Below are 19,296 nucleotides of genomic sequence, written 5' to 3'. Positions count from 1 at the left end.
TCTTACTTGCCACTATTATCACCTAATATATAAGTTGGAAACAAGGATTCTTTCTCAGATAATATAGAATAACCTAAAAAAACGATCGCCTTTCATCAAGCGATCGCTTCTAAAATTGAATAAGTTTTTTTAACGTCTGCGTCTGACACCACGAGAACGAGAACGACCACTACTACCAAACCCTGAGCGTCTTTGAACGTTAGGTCGGGACTTACCGTTACTATTTAAACGATTGGAACCAAACCCGGAACCGCTAGACTTACTCGCATTAGGAGACTGTCTTTTACGGGTGCTAGTGGAACCAGAAGAAGAACGGTTTAGGTTTCCTGTGGTGCGTAAGGTTTGACGATTTTTTACGGCTGGAGGTGGTGCATTATACTTACTTTGATAGCTTTGATTGGCTTGGGTGAAAGTATTGCCATAACCACCATAACCGGTCATCACTCCTCCGGGTTGGTACATGGGAGGAACATAGTATCGAGGGCTAAATAATAAACTACCCAACGCTTGACCGGCTAATGCACCGGCAAAGGGTGTCCAAAAATTTGACTCACGACGCACAACAACGGTTTGCGGTTGTCCTGTTTGGGGGTTAGTTTGGGTTTCAGTGACGTTGTGAACGTATTCTATTTTAAAATCTTCGGTGAGGTGCATTACTGGTTGACCCTCTGTCACCTCTAGATAGGTAGTTTCCCCTTTTTCAATGTCTTCGGGGGTTAACCTGGCCATTTGTAAGTTTTGTGTTTTATAAATGGGGGGTTTTCCTGCTGGAGTGTTCAACAGCATTAAACTGTAGGTTCCATCAGCATCGTCATATTCTGCTTGTTGGACTGGATAACGCCCCTCACTCACTTGGTTGGGAGGAATTATAGTAGTGTTATTGTTTCGAGGGGCAGAAGATTGAACAGAGGGTGAAGAACTACAAGCAACTGTAGTGCAACACAGGGTTATGGATAGTAAAATAGCTAGTAATTTACGCATTATAGGGGTATGAGTTCAGAAAAGTTGATTAATAGTTGATCGTTGGTGAGTTGGTCGCCAAACTGTGCCGGAGAATAGTGGACTTGTATGGCTTCTAGTCGTTGGTTATAGTGAAGGTTAATTAAGGCTTTTAATCCATATTCTAACGCTTCTCTATCGGCTAAATTAGTTTCTAGGTCTGGTTCTTCCCCCGTAAATGCTACGGTTATCATCACCACCAGGTTACGAGTCACTGGCAAGGATAAAGGGGTGTTTTCATCTTCTTCTGAGTCGGGAACTTCACTTAGATAACGTTGGGCCGAGTCGGTGAAAAGTTCGTTAACATAGTCCCCGGCTTCTCCCTCTTGCCAAAAAAAGTCCCCCTCATTCCCAGCAGATTGCCAGTAGAGACTCGTTTGTAGAAGATTTTGACAAATTTCAACTAAACCTTCTCCAATCACCTCTAAGTCGCCTTCTGCGTCGATGGCGTTTCTTCCTGCGCGGTTGAGGACTCCTAATAAGGGGGCAATATCATCTCCTGCAAGATGCACAAAGATGCGACAAACCACATAACGGGTTTTTCCAGTAAATTTGTTCAGGCGATCGCGCCAAGCACTCATAGCTTATTGTTAAGATATTTTCAATGATAGGCTTTGTTTTTTAGCCTATCATTTTTACTGTTTTGACAACAAGTGATGTGTTTATTTTTGATCAATTTCTGTGATTCCTGCTGCTGCTAATGCTTCTAGAAACTGGGTTTCTGATAGTTGAGGAATACCAAATTTTTTGGCTTTTTTAAGCTTATCTCCAGGGTTTTTTCCAACAACAACATAGTTAGTTTTAGAACTTGGAGAACTTGTTAATGTTCCTCCTACTTGCTGCACTAAAGATTTAGCTTTTTCTCGGTTCATACTATCTAAACTTCCTACAATTACCAGTTTTTTAGACTTGAAAATAAGTTCATTTTTTACTTGTTCTTCACTTTCTTGTTCTTCTTCAGTTTCTATTTTAGCTTCTGAAATAGTTTCACTATCTTGCTTTTTAGTTAATTGTTCTTTTTCTAAATTATTTTTTTCCTGAGATGCAGTTTCTAGTTGTTTTTCTAAGGATGCTAGAGTTTCTTGTTGTTGGTTTAAACTATTTTCTAAAGATTGTTTCTCTTCACTAATAGTTTTTATTTGCTGTTGTAGTTCTTTTTCTAAACTATTTTTTTTCTGAGATGCGCTTTCTAGTTGCTTCTCTAAGGATGCTACAGTTTCTTGTTGTTGAGTTAAACTATTTTCTAATTCTTCTCGTTTAGCTATAACTATTTTTAATTCTTGGTTTAAAGAACTATTATTCTGAGTTGCTTCCTGTAACTGACTATGGGTTTTATTGTTTTCTTGTTTGATAGTTTCTAATTCTTGGTAAACCTGGGTCAACTCTTTTTTATAAGTTAGTTGCAAATCTTCTTTTTCTTGGTATAAAGATTGATTTTTCTGTTCAGATACGATAACTTTATTTTGTTCCTGTGTAAGTATTTTTGATAAATTATTTTTTTCTTTACCTAATTCATTGATATTGCTTTCTAATACTGTTACTTTTTCCTTGATGTAACCATAATTTTCCTGTAAATGATCATTTTTATCTGTTAACTCTTGATTAATGCTATCAAGATGATCTAATTTTTCTGTGAGATTTTCTTTTTCTTGGGTTAACTGTTTTTGTTTATCCAATAAAGTTTCTTCTTTTTTTAAACGACTATTACGCATCTGTACATAGGTGACACCAAAAATACCTGATACAATCACTAACGGACCAATTTCGTAAACTAATGGGTTAATCATTTAATATTTCTCCTACTAAATAAACAGCAACTAGCCGGTTCCAGTTTCCAGCCTTTGTAGCGTCCTAGCTGCAATCAAGACTGTCCCATGTTTCTACTTATATCAAAATGCGATCGCTTTCTTAAATAAATTTGCTTAATGCTTACAAATCTTAATGTAATTTTAATCTAAAGCATATTTTTCTTCATTTGTCAACTTAAAATGATCAACATTGAGAGAATATTTTTCAGGAATTAATAAATTATTCTGTTTCTAACATTAGAATCAAATAATTTTAACCTCTTGCTGAACTTAAGGAAGGTAAGAAACTAACAATAGAAGGAAAAATAATAATTAACATCAACACTAAAAGTTGTAATAATATAAAAGGAATAGCACCCCTATAAATATCTTCTGTTTTTAACTCTGGTGGTGCAACTCCTCTCAGGTAGAATAATGCAAACCCAAAGGGAGGAGTCAAGAAAGAAGTTTGTAAGTTAGCAGCTAATATAACACCATACCACATCAAATCTACCCCTAATGTTTCGGCAACAGGTTTAAAAATAGGAATGACAATAAAGGCGATTTCAAAGAAGTCAATAAAAAAGCCCAAAATAAACACAGTCAGCATACTAACCGCTAGAAATCCATATTGTCCCCCTGGTAAATTTGTTAAAATTTCTAACATAAAGTGATCCCCATTAACTCCTCGGAAAACTAAACTAAAAGCAGTTGAGCCAAAGAGAATAAAAATAACCATTGTACTGATGCGTAAAGTTGCATCACAAACCTGTTTTAAAGTTAGCCAATTTAATTCCTTATTAAAAGCAGCTAAAATCATGGTTCCTAAAGCCCCCACTGCACCTGCTTCGGTGGGAGTAGCAACACCAAAAAAGATACTTCCTAACACCAATAAAATCAATAATAAAGGGGGAAGCATCGCTTGAATGACCTGTTTTATTAATGCTTTCTTACTAATATTTCGTTCTTCTGGAGGCAAAGCAGGGGCAACATCTGGGCGAATTAAAGAAACAATAATAACATGAAGAGAAAAGGCACTAGCCATCATTAACCCTGGAATAATTGAGCCAATAAATAAGCTACCCACAGGAATCCCTAGTTGATCTGCTAACACCACTAAAACAATACTTGGAGGGATTAATTGTCCCAAAGTTCCTGACGCAACGATCGCCCCTGCTGCCAATTCTTTGTTATAACCATAACGTAACATAATTGGCAAAGAAATCAATCCCATAGCCACCACAGTTGCTGCGACAACTCCCGTAGTTGCTGCTAATAAAGCCCCCACAATAACCACTGCTAAAGCAAGTCCACCACGCAACCTACCGAATAAAATTCCCATTGTTAACAGTAATTTTTCGGCAATACCTGTCTTTTCTAGCATCGAACCCAAAAATATAAAATAGGGAATCGCCAGGAGGGTATAATTTCCCATGATCCCAAAAATTCGACTAGGTAAGGCACTTAAAAAAATGGGATCAAACGCTCCTAAAATTACTCCAATAACGGCAAAAATAATAGAAACACCACCCAAAGAAAAGGCAACAGGATAACCAAAAGAAAGTAGAATTAATGCCCCAACAAACATTAAAGGGCCTAACCAATCATACGCTAGGATCATGATGTTCCTCCTGGGGATTTAATTTACCTGTAAAAATAGCCCAATTTTTAATAGCTTCAGCAATACCTTGAAAAATAAGTAAGATATAACTAACAATAATCATCGACTTAATAGGATAACGAGGAAGTCCTCCGGGGTCAGGAGACATTTCTAAAATTTTCCAAGAATTAATAATATTGCCCCAAGAATAATAAATTATCATTAAACAAAAAGGGATTAAAAAGATAAAAACACCGATAAAATTAGCTAAAGCTTTTCGTTTTGGTGACCAATCTTTATAAAGTAAATCAACTCTAACGTGTTCATCGTGCTTAAGAGTATAAGCAGCACCCAATAGAAAGACAATATCAAACAAATACCATTGCACTTCAATGAAAGCATTAGAGGTTAAATTCTGTCCAATAAATCTTCCCAAATATCGTCCGATAACGTTCCAAACCCCAACCAAAATCATAACAAGAACTAACCAATAAGTTAATTTTCCGATCCATTCGTTGATTGTATCGATAATTTTGGCAATACTTAGTAGTTTTTGCAAGGTTTTACCTCGATTTAAACTCATGAGTATTCTAATATAACAGCATAAGTGAAACCGTGACAAGTTTACATAATTTTAATGAATTTTATGAATTTTATGTTAGTTTAGTCTTGATTAATGGCAGCTAAAGCTTCTGATAAATAATCAGCAGTTGACTCTACTAAAGGGATGGTATTTTCGTATAACATTCTAGTTGGTCCAATTAATCCAACACTCCCTATGGGGACATCTCCTTGACCATAAGTAGCGGAAATTAAGCTACAGGGACGCATAGATTCTAAAGGGTTTTCTGTGCCAATTTTTAGGGTAACTCGTCCATTTGATAATTCAGATTCAGGAATATCTAAAATTAAAGGTAGGAGTTTATCTTGTTCTTCTTCTAATAGATGTAACAACATTTGAACCTGTTGTAATTGGGAAAATTCAGGTTGTCGTAATACTTCTGACACACCATGAATCATCATTTGAGTAGAAATAGACGATTTTAAATAGGTTTGTAACTGCTTGAGTAAACCTTTCAAAAAGTCTGCATAATTGATAAAATTTTGGTCTATTTTTTCCCAGTCTAAATTATTTAATTCTAATAAAGATTTGCCTTTTAATTCACTATTTAAAAAATTGGATAAAATATGTAATTCTTCTTCTAACCAATCTTTATTTTCTTCATTATCTATCACTAAAGTAGCCGGAATATCAACAACAATAGATTGAGTTTGATAGCTATCAGTAACAACTAATAACATCGCTTGTTTGGCTGAAATGGGTATTAATTGAAGATGACGTAGTTGATGAGGAGAAGTTTGGGGTAAAGTAATTAAAGCAATATAACCACTCAAGTTGGCTAAAATTTGAGTTGCTCGTTGTAAAGCGGTTTCAAAATTATAGGTTTTTTGTTTTAATTTTTTACTAAGATTTTGTTTGATTTGTTTAGCACTTGTTTGATTAAGCGTTATTAAATTATCGACATAAATTCGATAACCAAAATCAGAAGGAATACGACCTGCTGAGGTATGAGGTTGATACAAAAACCCCGCTTTTTCCAATTTTCCTAAAGTGTTACGAATGGTGGCAGAACTAACACTAAAATCGTATTCTGTTACTAAAGTTTTTGAGCCAACGGGTTCAGCAGTAGCGATATAATGTTGTACTGTAGCCCGTAAAATGTCTTGATGACGTTGACTTAATAAAGTGTTCACTTTCATTCTAAGACTTGATAAAATGGATGTTAATATTAAAGCAGTATTGAGTCATTAATATTGAGGAATTTTACTATCAACCCTAGTAGAGTATGCAGCAATACCTCCCGTTATGTTTTTAACATTGGTAAAACCGTTGTTGATTAACCAAAGACACATTTGCGCAGATCGCATTCCATGATGACAGAGAACAAAGGTTTCTTTATGGGGATCAAAACGCTGAGAAATGTCTGAAGACCATTGTTGAGATTGACTTAAAGATAATACTTCAAAACCTTCGATAAAAGCGATCGCCACCTCTTCTGGTTCTCTAACATCTATCAATTGTAACCCATCAGGGTCTTTTAACCGTTCTGCTAGTTCCTCAACACTAATGACGGGAAGGGATTCAAATTGATTCATTGCCTATTGTAAGAGTAAGTGGATTTAAGTACAGATTAACAGATTGTTAAACAAATTTCTGAAGACAATTGTTCATGAGAAAAAAGCGGAAAAAAATAAGCTAAAACGAACTAATACTGTGATTCGTTTGGCAAAAGATGTTACTTTTTGGGAATTTATGGGAATGATAACACTGTAGTTTCCACTATGGCCATATTTAAGGTAACTTAACAAATCATCTCCTGGGAATTGATCCAGTGTCTTAATGGCCACCCCAGTCTACTCACTATATACTTAATCCTAGCCTATAATTGATCCGCGAATCCAGAGGAAAAACTCCGATGAATAAAAATCCTGATACTCCCATGACATCCCTTTCTGTAGAATCCCATAAAAAGGTTCCCTGGTGGAATCGTTCCGTCATAGGGGAAGATAGTCTTATGGAGGAATTACTAGCAAAGTTTGGTAAACCAGAAGTCTCAGAAAGCGCAATATTTTTGCATAATCGGGAAATGATGGATCTTGGAGTTTTTGCGAAAACAGCAGAAGTTATTGATAGTGAGAAGTTTGGCAAACAAGAATTTTTATTCTTTGTCAAAATGAAGTATTTATTGAGTAAAGGAATTAATGAGTATCAAGGACTGAATAATAGTGTACAATTACTGAAAGTTGCCATTGATGCCAAAGATTGTTTTATTTCCATTGACCAAATAGAGTTACAATTTCGTGGCATAAAACAGCAAGAATTCTATAAGTTTGTGGAAAGTCTATTATCAGACCACGAGGATAAAGTAGCATTTCGAGAACAAGTTCAGATGAAATTGGCTGATTCTCTACCTCAAATTAAAACAGAAGAAGGGACAATTGCCCTACAAAGCTACGCTAAACATCTTGATGAATTATCGGATAATGAATTAGGCTTAAAATTATTGTCCCTTTTCAAAGCCTACCAACTGGCCGATTATTCTATTTTGCGAGTTATTTCTGAGATTATCCAAAGTTTAGATAAACGGGATTTATTAGACTTTAAGGGATTACTTTCATTAGTTAGGGTTAATTATAGTGTTTTTGAAAAATTACGGGATATTATTGGCCTCTCCGAACGACAAAGTACCCCTGAAACCTACGCTTTAATGATTCAGTATATTGCTTTATCCAATCGACATGGTATTTCTCATATCAAGTTTGAGGAGTTAATGAATGTGATGAGAAAATGGTATAGACATTATCTAGCTGTGATTGGTATTCGTGAAGAACATCCTCCCAGTGAATATAGGCAACCCAAAGAGTTCAAAGAAGTTATTCCAGGGGTTAAGATTTACGCAAAGTATCGCAAGTGGTTAACCGATAAGAACACAGGTATGGTCTTTGTTGATTTTGGGGATGAAAGTTAATAAATTAGATTGTTTGTCAAAGGATTGCAGATTGTAGATTGACTCCTGCTTAAAAGACAGGAGGCAAGGGAAAAGTAGATTTTAGATTTTAGATTTATCGTTGATTTAATCAATCTCCAATCGGCTTTTCTACAATCTCCAATTTTCGTTAATTTTGGCCATCAACATCAAAATTGACATAATTAACTAAAATATTTTACAATAAGAGATTGTGTGTCTTATTCCCTGCTCGGATCAGGTGATGACATTGCTAAAAAGCACAAAGTAGCAATCATAAAAGGTTGAAACTTTGGGCTACCTGTACGGCAACTACAACAAGGATAAAATTATGAGCTACGCTATTATTGAGGCTGGAGGCACTCAACTCCGTGTTGAACCTGGCCGTTTTTATGATCTCAATCGTCTTACTGCCAACGAAGACGGTTCCTATGTGATTGATAAAGTATTATTGATCAACAATGACCATGAAATTACCATTGGACAGCCTTTTATTGAAGGCGCAACGGTAGAAGGAACAGTGATGGAAGAAAGACGGGGACGGAAGGTTATCGTTTATAAAATGCGTCCCAAGAAGAAAACCCGTAAAAAACGGGGTCATCGTCAAGAATTAAGTCGTTTAATGATTAATTCTATTAGTGTTAACGGTTCTGTTATTGCAGAAACTACCTCAGACACAACTCCAGAAACTGCCCCGGAAACGACTCCAGAGACCACAGAGGGAGAATAACTCTACAATAGACCTATATTACAAGAGAGATAACTGATTATGGCTCACAAGAAAGGAACAGGAAGTACGAGAAACGGACGGGACTCTCGGGCCCAGCGACTCGGGGTTAAACGTTACGGTGGACAAGTAGTCAAAGCTGGTAACATCCTCATTCGTCAACGAGGAACCAAAGTTCATCCAGGAAATAACGTGGGAAAGGGGAAAGATGATACCCTCTTCTCTTTAATTGATGGGATTGTTACTTTTGAGTATAAAACCAAAAGTCGCAGAAAAGTCAGCGTTTATCCTGTAGCTGCCGAAGAAGCTTAATTTCTAGCTTAATTTGTAGGGTGGGTAATTTAGGGTTTTTGATAGCTTTTAATCAACTCCTAACTTGCTCACCTCGCATTATTAATTAAATTATTACTTAACTCCTTAAACTTAGGTTGTCGTTTTTCAAAATTTGTGACTTAATCAATATATAGTGTTTTAAAATATATTTTTTTCAGTAATTTTAACCATATCAAAACACTGCCCTGTTGTTCATTTCCTTCCCTGACATTTAACTCCAAACTTGAAAACTAAAAGGATTATTACTCATGAAAGGATATGTAATTATGAATGAATTAGGAAATTACCCTTTATATGTTTGTTTATCAAGAGAACAAGCCGAGAACATGATAAAAGAAATCAATATTTCCTGCTATATTGTAGAAGCTCAAGTGATTGAAGCAACGCCACAACCTAACGCAAAGAATATACCCTCTCGTCACGTATTAAAAGCTTGCTAAACAATCAAAAAGTCTATAAGTTCAATTTGTAGGATGTACAATAATTTTAGGCTTTTTAGTAACTTTCAATAAACCTGTAATACTAAATCAGGTTCTCAAACCTATCTTATCTTCTAGAAGAGGCAGGGGGTAACCCACCCCTAACCTCTCCCAGGAGGGGAACATGAGTGGAAGGCAGGAGAGTTTTCAAGTTGTAAGCTATGCAAGTTAAAAGGGGGTATGGCAAGGGGATTTAGTATAATTGGTCGACCTTCAATAATATTTAAACTAGGCGTTTTCTCTTTGTTTTACCCACATTTTAACTAAGAGAATTTCAAAATCATATTGATTATCTATTTGTTCAATAATGTGATGTCTTAACATATACTGTAAAGCTTTTTCGCTGATCTCATCTCTATTGTTATTCGGTTGTTCTCCTTTAGCTAAATTCAATAGTAAATTTTGTCCTGCTAATATTTCAGGTTCTGACTCACCGGTAAACTCTGTCCAAATATTCGTAAAATAGGGTTCACCGTTGATAAAACCCTCTTCAATAGCAGCTTTTAATAGTTCTGGGGTAATAGTATCGGTGTGATTAAGATTGGCTTGAGTGACCATTGCTGCCCCCAAAAGTTGCAATAAATAGGGTTGACAACGGGTCAGTTTCAAGACTTCTTCCACAATACCTTTATCGTAACGCAAAGTAAATTCTGGATCAGGATCTAACAATAATTCTCTTGCTTCCTCTGGTTCAAGATAAAGCATTTCAATGGGAACCACACTGATAAAATAACTACTCCAGTGGGGGCCTATTTCATCGAGGGTTTTGACACCAGAAAAAAGAAACCCTAATTGTTCGTAATGTTGAATCAGATGCCGCAATTCATCAAACAATTTTAAGCTTATTTGTCCTTCATTAATAGCTGTGCCAATCTTTTCAAATTCATCTAAATTGAGTAATAGTTGTCTATCTTCTAGTTTCTCCAATGCTTCGTCTAACCAGTCTTCTAACACAGTGTAAGGACTTTCTTTAAACTGGTTACGTTTTGGAGGTGTCGGTAACAAAACTCCTTGACTTTTGCTATCTTTATACATAACCCGGACTAAACCCTGACAAAAATCCGCTTCACTGCTGGTAATAGCTGCGCTTTGCATATCCAGAAATACAGGCAATACGTCACTGGGAAACATACGGGGAAGGTTATATAAAAAAGAAGTTTTGCCACAACGACGGGGACCGTAAAGAATGAGGGTAGGGCGATCGCGATTAAGAATACGGCGTACAATATTATCAGCGAACTTGCGGCGACCTTTAAATAAGTAATCACGATTTAAACGCACAGGGTTGCCAAACTGAAAGGGGTTGATTTGTTCTCCTTGGGACTGTTTTTGCTGTTCTTCTAGTTCTAGTTCAATGACTCGCTGCCATCTTGTAATCACAGGTTGCCAACGCTTAATCTCAGGGGGTTTAAGTCCCAGTGCTGGCAGTTGTGCGGATAACCTTGCTAATCTATCTAAAACACGCTCTAAACCCCGTTCTCGTAAGGCTGCGTTACTTGCCTCAAGGGCTGCCTCAACATCCCTGGCAACCCCTTGTAAGCGCGGTAAGATGATAGAAATTTCTGCTTTAATATAGGGTGAAAGTTCTGGTGAAGGGGCGTTTTCTAGTTCGTTATCTGATTGATAGAAGGTTGGAACGAGTAAGGGTAATAAAGGATGTTCTGGTTTGGTAATAGATACCAGTTCAGCCAAGTTTTTGACGGTGGTTAATTGATGGGGAATAATTTGGGGTAAGGCTTGTTTAATGGTGTTTTGGAAACCTGGTAAGGGTAAGGCTTGCATTTTTTTAAAGGTTTCCATTGCTGCTGAAATATCTTGACGGAAAGCGGATGCTAAAATGCGATCGTGATTGGGTAAAGGTAGCCAGAGTAACTCTGTTGTATAGGGGGGAAGCAGTTTTAAATTTTGTAGGGGTTTGAGGCTAAAACGTTTAAGGAAAGGGAGTGATGGTAAGAGACTAATGGGTATTGAAAGTAAATAGTCTGGGAAGAGTCGATAATAAAAGATTAATGTGATGGGAATGGTTAATAAGGAGTTGAAACCAAGTTTCTCAAAGCTAAGAATTCCTGCTGTAATGATGACTGGCCATTGGAACTTTGCTGCTGCAAGGCTGAAAGCAACTAAGATACAGACTAAAATAAATAAGGGCAAAGGTGAACTCATAACCCACATTATCAAGGTATCATACCCAACCAGCATCCCAGGTGTGACTGCGACTGTCACTCCCACCATAACAACGAGGACAACGAGGCAAGTTAAAACTATCGGCACTCTTGTAATAATGAATTTAGTCAAAACACTCGCCACTGTTCCCATTATTCCTATCGTTGTTGCAAACACAACGACCATTATTAGACCAAAACTCAAACTATCCAGTCCTCCGTTTGATCTGTTTAACCAAGATTCATCCTGTTGAAGATTAAAGATTAACCACATCAAGGGAATAGGTAATCCAATGGGGAAACACCAAACACTAGCACTATAAGTTACCAATAAGACGAAAGGTATCTGTAACCAATCTATTCCTTGACCTTGGATAGAAATATTTATAATCAGAGGGAAATTGAGACAAAGTAATAATAGAAAATATTGAGCAACAAAACGAAAGTTACAATGCACTAGAAGAATATCCAAAGAAGTAGTATCTGGTCTTTTTCGGTCTTTCTCTTCAGCAGGACACCATTCATTCATACGCTGCTGAAGCTTGGAAGGACAAAACATTGACCAATAAAATAATTCCCAAGTTTCGCGTAGAAAACGATTCATAGAATGTTTGTTAATAAAAGATTTAAGTAAGATGCGTTAGGTAAATTAAATTTATTACAGAAAAACTATAATTCCTATGATGCAGTAACACACCAAAGTCATGATCTCTGGTGTATTATACTATGCTAATATACCCTACTAAAATGTTTCAACAAAAACCGTGGATTAAGGCAGATTCTTATACAATAAGATCACTTGACTGAAATAACCTTTTGGCTTGAATCCCTAAGAATAATACCATGAGCAGACCTTCAAGACCTTTAACTCCAGATAAAAAACAAGAAATTATTGAGAGAGTTTTAACCGCTAGAGCTAATCGTGAACAATTTTTATTACAGATGAAGCAACGGCAAGAAGAAGGATTAAATATTGCCAAAAAATGTGCTTATCTCTTAAAAAAAAAGTATGGAGTTGCCAAAGTTATCTTATTTGGTTCCTTATTAGATCATGAGAAAATGACTTCTCATTCTGACATTGATTTAGCAGTAACTAATCTTTCTGAAAAGGATTATTTTAGAGCTATGGCTGACTTAGACTCTGGACATACCTTTGAAATAGATTTAGTTGAGATTCAAAAAGCACGCCCTTATATTTTAAAGGCAATTAATCAAGGAATTGAATTATGAGTAAGTTATTAATCCAAGAAAGAATTAGTCAAGAACTAAATAAAATTTACCAAGCTATTCAACAGTTAAAAATATTTATGGAACAATTAAATAATATTTCAAATCCAATATATCAGGAAGCTTTAGTGAATTCTCTTGCCCTTAATCTTCATGGAATTTACACAGGTATAGAGCGTATCTTTGAAGTTATTGCTACTGAAATCGATTTGAGTTTACCTACTGGCAACAAATGGCACAGAGATTTATTAGACCAAATGGCAGTTAATATTACTAATGTTAGAACAGAAGTTATTACAGAAGAAACAAGGGCTATATTAGATGAATTACGGCGGTTCCGTCATGTAATCAGAAGTGCTTATTCTTTTGAGTTAGATAAAGACAAAGTGTTAATTGTAGTTAATAATTTTTTAAGTTGTCATCATCAACTTATTCAAGAAATTCAATCATTTTGTGATTATTTAGATGAAAGAGAAGTTAAATAATAATCGTAGTCTCTGCTTACCCATTACCAAATGTTCTTTGCATTATATCGTACCAGAAACCCCTGTTTCATTAATTTGGAAAAGAAAGGTTTTAGTATTAGGATAAGTTTGACGTATGTTCTTAAGAAGATTCATTTCATCTTGCTCAATGATATAGTTACCACTGTCGGGTTCTATTACTATGTACCAATTATAGTGAGTCTTAATTAATTCAGGCTGAAGACGATTAAAAATTGCTTGGCAACGCTGACGATGTTCTACTATTTCCTTTTTCCACTGATCAAGTTTTTCTTGTGACCATTGATTTTCAGGAAATATTCTTTTTGTGGGAACCTTCGGAGTTAATTTTGTTTCAGTCATAATCATTTTCCTTAAATAATATTTTTAATTGTCATTCTGAGGGAACAATAATATATCTACAACTAATATTATTCTAACTTAAATTATCACAACTGACTAAGATATCATAAAAATATAGTCTTAAACTACGAGACATAAATAGCATCCTTTTCTACTGATTTAAGTAGTTCAGGTTTTAACATTTTCCGACTGACTAAATCAACGGATAAACCTAAACTATCTTCCAAAAAAAACTTTAAATCCATATAGTTATCAAAAGTAACTACTCCTTCAAACTCTACCAATAAATCAAGATCACTACTACTTTTTGCCTCATCTCTGGCAAAAGACCCAAATAAAGCTAATGATGTTACTCCATAACTTTTAATGACTGTTAAATTTTGCTTTAAAAAGTTAATTAAATCTTCTTTGTTCATATTTTTAACTGCTACAAAAATTACTAACTATTCAAATTAACAGTATATTAGGGTTTTGTTGGGTTTCGTTCCTCAACCCAACCTACATCTATCATCTCTATTTTTTGATAAAGTCTGCAAAAACACTACTAAACAAACCACCTTCTTGACGCAATAAACCATGACGCTTTAGCATATCAATGATAGCTATATTGGGGACTGCTAACCCTGAAACGCCGGCAGCATAGCGTAAAGCATGACGTTCAACTTCGGTTAAATCTTTCCAAAGTTCCTGAAATCTTGGCGTTGCTTGGAAAATAAACTCTTTTTTTGCTTGTTCATCATCCCGATATTGCCACCATAATGAGGCTGCCATCTGCACATAATAAGGCAACCCACCGGCTAACTCATCAATCCATGATAAGGGTGCAAAATCCTTATTAAAGCCATCTTCTACTAATTTATGCCAAGCTTTCTTTTCTAATGCACCGAGAATGGTGGTACTGAAAATATTGGCAAAAGGAGAGGTTAGACTTAAGGTTTGATAAAGTTCACTAACAGGACGTTTACTAAAGATAACCATGGTCAAAAGACCGGCGCAAGCTTTGGAACGCCAATCTTCTCCCCAATCTTGGAATTGTTCAAGTCGTCGACTAATAGCTTCAAACTCATCTAACATAATAATTAAACGATCACCTTGATCAACTAATTCCTGTAAGCTATCTTCTATCTCAAAGGGGTCTGTATTATCTTCCCGTGACCAAGGTTCTTTCCCTATCTGCTTTTTGATACCCCGTCTCACTCCTTCGAGAATACCCTCTGGACTGTGAAACTTACCGTTACTGAGGTCAAGGGAAATGATTAGGGGTTTTTGTTCAGGTTGAAAAAATTGTGCTGGACGTTCTTTAATATAGTGCAAGAGAGAGGTTTTTCCATTGCGCCTTAATCCCACAATATTGATGCACTGAGGCTCAATTGCTCCAATTCTATTTTTGAAGTCTAAAATTGCTTTTCGTCGTCCATAGAAGCTTTCAGGTGGCACAGGAGAACCAAATTGAAAGGGGTTGCTATCTCTGGGTTTTTGTTGTTGATGAAATTGTTGATTGAGTTCTGCAATATCTGGAAATTGTTCTAAAATGACTTTAGTTGAAACAGCACGTCCCCCTAAATCACTGCTAGTATCACGGGAAATATTGACTATTCCGCAGACTTTTCCTGTCTCTAAATTAAGTAACGGGGAACCACTAAACCCATCAATAAGTTGTCCTTTTTTTAACTTATAAAGCAGAACATTTTTCTTAAAACTTTCCCCCTCATATTTAAAGGTTGCTGAGTCTCCTTCTGAATAGTTTACTCCTTCACCTTTAGGATAACCAAAAATGTATAAATCTTGATTAATTTTTGGTTCTTTTTCATCGAGATTAACACAACTATGTTTAGGAATATCACCCTCTAATTTTAGCAAGGCCAAATCAAGAGGATATTTTAGTAATATTTCAGTCTTAGCGGTATAAGTTTGATTATTAGCTTTACAAAAAACATTTATAGGTTTATCATCTACAATTTTTACAACATGAGCGCAGGTTAAAATGAACCCAGAAGCAACAAAAAATCCTGTCCCTTGACTCTCACCATGGTTTAAACGGACAGTACATTGTTGTAAATATTCTCTAGTCATCATAGGCTAATTTTATGTTTTTTATGTCCTTAAGTTGTAGAGACTTAATATTATTAACAAAATCTCACCAGAAGTCCTAAAATATCTATTAAACTTCTGACTTCTGACTTCTGACTTCTGACTTCATTACTCTCCCCATTCCATAGTAATTTCTAGATTAGCTTTACCAGTACCTTTAACAATTAAAGCAGTTAATTCTCCACTTTCCACGGCAATTTCTAAACCAAAAGTAACACTAAATTTGTCTGGTTTAACTGTTTCGTTTACTTCTTTTAATGTCTCTGCAACATCATTAGCAATGGATTTAATAATACCTGTTGCTTTCTTAAAAATCCTTGTTTCTGAGGATACTGGTTGTTCACCAATTTGAGTTACTTCAACTTTGATGGTTTCTCCATCTGATAATCTTAAAGGTATAATTTTTTGGGATGCCATTTACTTAACTCTATTCTTTGATAATTCATGAATTAGACAACAATAATTATGGTTTATTTTCTCTTCAAAATTTTCTTCACTTGTTGCAATATTTGTGTTTTTATTCCTGTTTCTGTTTTAATTAATTCTCCATCATCTGGTGCGGTTTCTCCGAGATAACGATAGTGTTTCCAAATATCCCAATAGGGACAACCTGGTTTAATTTTAATTCCTGCCCAATGTAAATAATGAAGAGTTTGATTATTATTTGGATCAATTAATTCATACCCTTCTTGTCGAAAATGACCTGTTCCTGCCCAGTTTCCAGGGTTTTTATCTGGTTCATGGGCTAAGTTAAATCTCCGTTCAATGTTCTTTAAAATCATATAGTTAATAATCGGTTGATCGGAGGTTTTATAGGTAAAGTCAAAGTAATCAATATTGGCTGCACATTCTTCAAAGATTTGATAAATTTTTTCTTCAGAAATTAACCCTTTTTTTGATGCCCAAAATCCGCCATTAAACATACCCCTAAGTTCACTTTCAGTAAAGACTTTATCTTCGATTATTTTTTCAGAAAAAACATTTTTAATTCCTGCTTTATGTTGATAATCATAACAAATAAAATCATAGTCAGTAAAATAGTCCAAATCATCAACTATTTTTTTAAAGACAACAATATCGGTGTCAATATAGAGAAATTCATCAAATTCACCAAACCAACAAGCTTGTTTACGAAATTGATTAGGACGGGCAAAAAAATCTTCTCCAAAAATACTTTGTAATTTAATTGATAATCTTTCAATAAAGTCTAAGTCTGGATAAACTGTTACGCCAAAATCTTCATTTAATTTCTTGGCAATAACTTTATAGTTATCATCGTAAGGAATGAGAACAACCGGCGTATTTTTATCATAAAATCGAATACTTTTTAAGAGGGCGATCGCTTGTTCAATAACTTTATCGTTAGCTGTAATATAAATACCACGGGTCATAATTTTTTCCTCTATTAATTTAGTCCTAATTTTTTAAGTATTTTTTGGGTTACCGTAGGCTTTTGTTGATAATATACAGCTTTTTGGGTAAATTTTGGTAAGTTTTCTGGTTGATTATGGTAACGATAATAGAGGAAAATATCCCGATAGGGAAAATCAATGTTTTCTCCTTGACAAACTTTTTTAAAAATCTGCGAAGAAATACCAATATAATGAATATAGGTTAATCGATTTCCTTTATCATATAAAATATTATCTTTGTTTTCAAAATGAGAAGATGTGACACAGCATCCTGTTTTTTCCTCTTGAGGTAAGTTTAAAGCTAAATTATAAATAGAAAAATCAGATCGCATCATCATATAGTTAATAATGGTTTGATCTGGTGCCATACAATATAATATTTCGGCTTCTCCTTTATCTAAATAATTAATTAACTCGTTTCTTTTTTCTTCTGAAAATAAGTCTTTCTTAGAACCATAAAATCCGGAACAAAAAATTTCCTTATTTAATCTTTCTTCTGGAAAAACATCTCTTAATTTGTTTGAATTTACATCATAAACATGGGTTAAATCCTTATGCTGAAAATCATAAATAATGCAGTCATTATCATCTAGTTGAGCAAAAATAGAGTCCAAATTACTCATTAAAATAGTATCAGCATCCATATAAATAAAGCGATCAAATGGTCCATCAAATGCACAATAACGGCGATGGGTTCCAAAACGATGATAACCTTTACTTCCTGCTTTTTCCCAAGTTTGACGCGCTGTGGGATGAGTATCCCAAACTGCTTTAGCAAAGCTATCCCATCGTTCCATTGAAACAGAATCATTATATAATGTTACCTGGGGACGGGAAGCAATTTCTGCTGCTAATTTATCTGTATTATCATCATAAGGATAAATACAAACCGGCATTTTTTGCCCATAAATGACCTCAATACTGTTAAGTAAAGCCACTACTTGATCGAAAACGTAATCATTCCCTAACGTACAAATTCCATCCATATTACGTAATAGTTAAACTATTCAAAATTTTCTCACAAAATCTGCTAACCAGTTCATTAAGTTTAGTTCATGGAGAATAATCTGTCTTGCCTCTGCGATCGCATTTTTAGCTTCGTGCCAAGCATCCAAACTAGCAGTTACTTCTCTAATATATTCTAGACCTTTTTCATCCAGACTAGGCAACCGTAAAAAACTACCTGGGGGCAATAATTTATCTGCTGCACTTCCCCCATAATAAATGGGTAAACACCAACATAATAAAGCATCCCATAATTTCTCACTCACATACCATTCATTATCGGCATAATTCTCGATAGATAAGTTATAATAATAAGGAGCCATGCCATGCCATTTATTTTCTAAAGTACCTTGACTTTTGCTGGACTCAGGTAAGTTTCTTCCATAAAGATCGAATTCAAAATTATTATCCCTTAATAGCTGTAAAAAGGCGAGACGACGGCGATGATTTTCTGTTCGGTTAATACCCGATGTAATCCAACTACACCGTTTAACTTTTTCAGGAATATTCCCCTTGTCTAACAGATCAAACTCATTATTAACATACCAAATTGCCGGCATATAATCCGGGTGAGGGGCAAAGTTATCTGGCCCTGAAACATAGCCACAATAACGACTCGCATCATTATAATTAGCGCAGTTTCTATTAACAACTTCATCCAGGGGAGGTTCTCTTAATAAATAAATGATACGTTCTTGAGGAACATCTCTGAGTAAGGAAGGAATATTAATCGGTGAAACTTGGGATTTTCGCCAACTTTTCCACCAAGGTTTAGGGGGTGGAGGTAAGGGAAAATCAAATTGATATAATAATAGAAAATCAGGGCTAGGATCATTTCCTAACATTTGAATATGGTCCCAAACCCCAAACGGTTGAGGGGTTTGTTTCCATAACCAATCCCGTCTATTTTGTAGACCTGTATAACTGGTTAGCATTCCCACGATTTTTTGGCTCACACAATGCTTCCTCTGGTTAGTGTTGTGACATCCTCCCCAACTAACTGCAAGCAGTATAGTTGGGGCTTCCCACCTCACGATGAGATATTTCTGCCCACAGAGGTAAACCCCTACGCCAGTTATCTAGGTTCATCACCCCCGACACC

21 protein-coding genes and 1 pseudogene are annotated in these 19,296 nt (G+C 35.4%); 6 read left to right on the top strand and 16 right to left on the bottom strand.

Annotation, left to right across the window (positions count from 1 at the left end; translation table 11 throughout):
* Window positions 1-129: 129 nt before the first annotated feature.
* The 7 genes from QNJ66_RS23035 to QNJ66_RS23005 all read right to left on the bottom strand — a co-directional run bounded on the left by QNJ66_RS23035 (window position 130) and on the right by QNJ66_RS23005 (window position 6,543).
* Window positions 130-981, bottom strand: a complete 852-nt coding sequence (locus QNJ66_RS23035) for a hypothetical protein (protein ID WP_300510981.1) — start codon at window positions 979-981, stop codon at window positions 130-132.
* Window positions 981-1,580, bottom strand: a complete 600-nt coding sequence (locus QNJ66_RS23030; protein ID WP_300510980.1) for a DUF1517 domain-containing protein — start codon at window positions 1,578-1,580, stop codon at window positions 981-983. Before QNJ66_RS23030 ends, QNJ66_RS23035 begins: the two co-directional genes overlap by 1 nt.
* Before the next feature lie 81 nt (window positions 1,581-1,661).
* Window positions 1,662-2,786, bottom strand: coding sequence for a BRCT domain-containing protein (locus tag QNJ66_RS23025; protein ID WP_300510979.1), 1,125 nt, complete (start codon window positions 2,784-2,786; stop codon window positions 1,662-1,664).
* Between the two features lie 274 nt (window positions 2,787-3,060).
* Window positions 3,061-4,407 carry a TRAP transporter large permease subunit gene (locus tag QNJ66_RS23020; protein WP_300510978.1) on the bottom strand — a complete coding sequence of 449 codons (1,347 nt, stop codon included), beginning with the start codon at window positions 4,405-4,407 and terminating at the stop codon, window positions 3,061-3,063.
* Window positions 4,391-4,945, bottom strand: a complete 555-nt coding sequence (locus QNJ66_RS23015) for a TRAP transporter small permease subunit (RefSeq protein ID WP_300511010.1) — start codon at window positions 4,943-4,945, stop codon at window positions 4,391-4,393. Before QNJ66_RS23015 ends, QNJ66_RS23020 begins: the two co-directional genes overlap by 17 nt.
* A 104-nt stretch (window positions 4,946-5,049) precedes the next feature.
* Window positions 5,050-6,147: a heat-inducible transcriptional repressor HrcA gene (gene hrcA / locus QNJ66_RS23010; protein WP_300510977.1), complete on the bottom strand. Its 1,098-nt coding sequence runs from the start codon at window positions 6,145-6,147 to the stop codon at window positions 5,050-5,052.
* Window positions 6,148-6,195: 48 nt separating this feature from the next.
* Window positions 6,196-6,543, bottom strand: coding sequence for a rhodanese-like domain-containing protein (locus QNJ66_RS23005; protein WP_300510976.1), 348 nt, complete (start codon window positions 6,541-6,543; stop codon window positions 6,196-6,198).
* 320 nt (window positions 6,544-6,863) lie between these two features.
* Here QNJ66_RS23005 and QNJ66_RS23000 point away from each other — a divergent pair, with 320 nt between their 5' ends.
* The 4 genes from QNJ66_RS23000 to QNJ66_RS22985 all read left to right on the top strand — a co-directional run bounded on the left by QNJ66_RS23000 (window position 6,864) and on the right by QNJ66_RS22985 (window position 9,413).
* Window positions 6,864-7,916: a hypothetical protein gene (locus QNJ66_RS23000; protein WP_300510975.1), complete on the top strand. Its 1,053-nt coding sequence runs from the start codon at window positions 6,864-6,866 to the stop codon at window positions 7,914-7,916.
* A 328-nt stretch (window positions 7,917-8,244) separates the two neighbouring features.
* Window positions 8,245-8,643 (top strand): 50S ribosomal protein L21, encoded by a 399-nt coding sequence (gene rplU / locus QNJ66_RS22995; protein WP_300510973.1) that lies wholly within the window; start codon window positions 8,245-8,247, stop codon window positions 8,641-8,643.
* 39 nt (window positions 8,644-8,682) lie between these two features.
* A complete protein-coding gene (rpmA, locus tag QNJ66_RS22990) occupies window positions 8,683-8,952 on the top strand; it encodes a 50S ribosomal protein L27 (protein WP_300510972.1) in 270 nt (89 codons plus the stop codon).
* A gap of 287 nt (window positions 8,953-9,239) precedes the next feature.
* Window positions 9,240-9,413 (top strand): hypothetical protein, encoded by a 174-nt coding sequence (locus tag QNJ66_RS22985; RefSeq protein WP_300510970.1) that lies wholly within the window; start codon window positions 9,240-9,242, stop codon window positions 9,411-9,413.
* A 267-nt stretch (window positions 9,414-9,680) separates the two neighbouring features.
* On the opposite strand, the gene QNJ66_RS22980 is transcribed toward QNJ66_RS22985, so the two are convergent.
* Complete coding sequence (locus QNJ66_RS22980; protein WP_300510969.1) at window positions 9,681-12,218, bottom strand: hypothetical protein; 2,538 nt, start codon at window positions 12,216-12,218, stop codon at window positions 9,681-9,683.
* Between the two features lie 239 nt (window positions 12,219-12,457).
* Here QNJ66_RS22980 and QNJ66_RS22975 point away from each other — a divergent pair, with 239 nt between their 5' ends.
* Window positions 12,458-12,844, top strand: coding sequence for a nucleotidyltransferase domain-containing protein (locus tag QNJ66_RS22975; protein WP_300510968.1), 387 nt, complete (start codon window positions 12,458-12,460; stop codon window positions 12,842-12,844).
* Entirely contained in the window at window positions 12,841-13,326 is a 486-nt protein-coding gene (locus QNJ66_RS22970) for a hypothetical protein (RefSeq protein WP_300510967.1), read from the top strand. Before QNJ66_RS22975 ends, QNJ66_RS22970 begins: the two co-directional genes overlap by 4 nt.
* Window positions 13,327-13,368: 42 nt before the next feature.
* Here QNJ66_RS22970 and QNJ66_RS22965 read toward each other — a convergent pair whose 3' ends face one another.
* The 8 genes and pseudogenes from QNJ66_RS22965 to QNJ66_RS22930 form a co-directional block, all read right to left on the bottom strand.
* Window positions 13,369-13,686, bottom strand: coding sequence for a hypothetical protein (locus QNJ66_RS22965; RefSeq protein WP_300510966.1), 318 nt, complete (start codon window positions 13,684-13,686; stop codon window positions 13,369-13,371).
* Window positions 13,687-13,811: 125 nt separating this feature from the next.
* Window positions 13,812-14,102 carry a nucleotidyltransferase family protein gene (locus QNJ66_RS22960; RefSeq protein ID WP_300510965.1) on the bottom strand — a complete coding sequence of 97 codons (291 nt, stop codon included), beginning with the start codon at window positions 14,100-14,102 and terminating at the stop codon, window positions 13,812-13,814.
* Between the two features lie 97 nt (window positions 14,103-14,199).
* Window positions 14,200-15,762 carry a serine protease gene (locus QNJ66_RS22955; protein ID WP_300510964.1) on the bottom strand — a complete coding sequence of 521 codons (1,563 nt, stop codon included), beginning with the start codon at window positions 15,760-15,762 and terminating at the stop codon, window positions 14,200-14,202.
* A gap of 123 nt (window positions 15,763-15,885) precedes the next feature.
* On the bottom strand, window positions 15,886-16,194 hold the full coding sequence (locus QNJ66_RS22950; protein WP_300510963.1) for a CU044_2847 family protein: 309 nt from the start codon (window positions 16,192-16,194) through the stop codon (window positions 15,886-15,888).
* Window positions 16,195-16,247: 53 nt separating this feature from the next.
* Window positions 16,248-17,168 carry an Npun_R2821/Npun_R2822 family protein gene (locus QNJ66_RS22945; protein ID WP_300510962.1) on the bottom strand — a complete coding sequence of 307 codons (921 nt, stop codon included), beginning with the start codon at window positions 17,166-17,168 and terminating at the stop codon, window positions 16,248-16,250.
* A 14-nt stretch (window positions 17,169-17,182) separates the two neighbouring features.
* On the bottom strand, window positions 17,183-18,175 hold the full coding sequence (locus QNJ66_RS22940) for an Npun_R2821/Npun_R2822 family protein (RefSeq protein WP_300510961.1): 993 nt from the start codon (window positions 18,173-18,175) through the stop codon (window positions 17,183-17,185).
* 21 nt (window positions 18,176-18,196) lie between these two features.
* On the bottom strand, window positions 18,197-19,150 hold the full coding sequence (locus QNJ66_RS22935; protein ID WP_300510960.1) for a glycosyltransferase family 10: 954 nt from the start codon (window positions 19,148-19,150) through the stop codon (window positions 18,197-18,199).
* A gap of 40 nt (window positions 19,151-19,190) precedes the next feature.
* A pseudogene (locus QNJ66_RS22930) lies at window positions 19,191-19,296 on the bottom strand (RNA-guided endonuclease TnpB family protein); the annotation flags it as partial.

The sequence above is a fragment of the Crocosphaera sp. genome, assembly GCF_030064895.1.
Lineage (GTDB): Bacteria > Cyanobacteriota > Cyanobacteriia > Cyanobacteriales > Microcystaceae > Crocosphaera.
Note: the sequence above shows the minus strand (reverse complement) of the source record. Positions and strands in the feature narration are given on the sequence as shown.

What these genes read in the sequence shown, in the direction of transcription:
- QNJ66_RS23000 (WP_300510975.1), top strand. Translation starts at nt 6,864, where the DNA reads ATGAATAAAAATCCTGATACTCCCATGACATCCCTTTCTGTAGAATCC.
- QNJ66_RS23020 (WP_300510978.1), bottom strand. Translation starts at nt 4,407, where the DNA reads ATGATCCTAGCGTATGATTGGTTAGGCCCTTTAATGTTTGTTGGGGCA.
- QNJ66_RS23005 (WP_300510976.1), bottom strand. Translation starts at nt 6,543, where the DNA reads ATGAATCAATTTGAATCCCTTCCCGTCATTAGTGTTGAGGAACTAGCA.
- QNJ66_RS22975 (WP_300510968.1), top strand. Translation starts at nt 12,458, where the DNA reads ATGAGCAGACCTTCAAGACCTTTAACTCCAGATAAAAAACAAGAAATT.
- QNJ66_RS22940 (WP_300510961.1), bottom strand. Translation starts at nt 18,175, where the DNA reads ATGGATGGAATTTGTACGTTAGGGAATGATTACGTTTTCGATCAAGTA.
- QNJ66_RS22950 (WP_300510963.1), bottom strand. Translation starts at nt 16,194, where the DNA reads ATGGCATCCCAAAAAATTATACCTTTAAGATTATCAGATGGAGAAACC.
- QNJ66_RS23030 (WP_300510980.1), bottom strand. Translation starts at nt 1,580, where the DNA reads ATGAGTGCTTGGCGCGATCGCCTGAACAAATTTACTGGAAAAACCCGT.
- QNJ66_RS22970 (WP_300510967.1), top strand. Translation starts at nt 12,841, where the DNA reads ATGAGTAAGTTATTAATCCAAGAAAGAATTAGTCAAGAACTAAATAAA.
- QNJ66_RS22985 (WP_300510970.1), top strand. Translation starts at nt 9,240, where the DNA reads ATGAATGAATTAGGAAATTACCCTTTATATGTTTGTTTATCAAGAGAA.
- QNJ66_RS23035 (WP_300510981.1), bottom strand. Translation starts at nt 981, where the DNA reads ATGCGTAAATTACTAGCTATTTTACTATCCATAACCCTGTGTTGCACT.
- rplU (WP_300510973.1), top strand. Translation starts at nt 8,245, where the DNA reads ATGAGCTACGCTATTATTGAGGCTGGAGGCACTCAACTCCGTGTTGAA.
- QNJ66_RS22980 (WP_300510969.1), bottom strand. Translation starts at nt 12,218, where the DNA reads ATGAATCGTTTTCTACGCGAAACTTGGGAATTATTTTATTGGTCAATG.
- QNJ66_RS22965 (WP_300510966.1), bottom strand. Translation starts at nt 13,686, where the DNA reads ATGACTGAAACAAAATTAACTCCGAAGGTTCCCACAAAAAGAATATTT.
- QNJ66_RS22960 (WP_300510965.1), bottom strand. Translation starts at nt 14,102, where the DNA reads ATGAACAAAGAAGATTTAATTAACTTTTTAAAGCAAAATTTAACAGTC.
- QNJ66_RS22945 (WP_300510962.1), bottom strand. Translation starts at nt 17,168, where the DNA reads ATGACCCGTGGTATTTATATTACAGCTAACGATAAAGTTATTGAACAA.
- hrcA (WP_300510977.1), bottom strand. Translation starts at nt 6,147, where the DNA reads ATGAAAGTGAACACTTTATTAAGTCAACGTCATCAAGACATTTTACGG.
- rpmA (WP_300510972.1), top strand. Translation starts at nt 8,683, where the DNA reads ATGGCTCACAAGAAAGGAACAGGAAGTACGAGAAACGGACGGGACTCT.
- QNJ66_RS23025 (WP_300510979.1), bottom strand. Translation starts at nt 2,786, where the DNA reads ATGATTAACCCATTAGTTTACGAAATTGGTCCGTTAGTGATTGTATCA.
- QNJ66_RS22955 (WP_300510964.1), bottom strand. Translation starts at nt 15,762, where the DNA reads ATGATGACTAGAGAATATTTACAACAATGTACTGTCCGTTTAAACCAT.